A 460-nucleotide genomic window follows, 5' to 3' on the forward strand; every position below is an offset into this window, starting at 1 on the left:
GGTCGTGGCGGAATGGCAGACGCGCTAGGTTGAGGGCCTAGTGGGGGCGACCCCGTGGAGGTTCAAGTCCTCTCGGCCGCACCAAATTATTTCTTCATTATATAATATGCGCCCGTAGCTCAATTGGATAGAGCGTCTGACTACGGATCAGAAGGTTATGGGTTCGACTCCTTTCGGGCGCGCCATATTTTTTACGGGGAGTAGCTCAGCTTGGTAGAGCACTTGGTTTGGGACCAAGGGGTCGCAGGTTCGAATCCTGTCTTCCCGACCAGTGAGATTTACTTCTAAAGAAAATTATGCGGGTGTAGTTTAATGGTAAAACCTCAGCCTTCCAAGCTGATGTCGTGAGTTCGATTCTCATCACCCGCTCCAATTATATTGCTCTTTGAAAACTAAACAAAACAATACGTCAACGTTTAAATTTTAGTCTTTTTAATAAAGACATTTTATGAGCAAGTCA

Annotated in this window: 3 tRNA genes; all 3 read left to right on the forward strand. The window is 46.1% G+C overall.

Annotated features, from left to right (window positions below):
- The first annotated feature begins 108 nt into the window (after positions 1-108).
- The 3 genes from DBX25_RS15655 to DBX25_RS15665 all read left to right on the forward strand — a co-directional run bounded on the left by DBX25_RS15655 (position 109) and on the right by DBX25_RS15665 (position 372).
- Positions 109-185 (forward strand) — tRNA-Arg (locus DBX25_RS15655).
- 9 nt (positions 186-194) lie between these two features.
- A tRNA-Pro gene (locus tag DBX25_RS15660) sits at positions 195-271 on the forward strand.
- Positions 272-298: 27 nt separating this feature from the next.
- Positions 299-372 (forward strand) — tRNA-Gly (locus tag DBX25_RS15665).
- Positions 373-460 lie beyond the last annotated feature (88 nt).

Source organism: Peribacillus acanthi (assembly GCF_003073175.1).
Lineage (GTDB): Bacteria > Bacillota > Bacilli > Bacillales > DSM-1321 > Bacillus_BN > Bacillus_BN acanthi.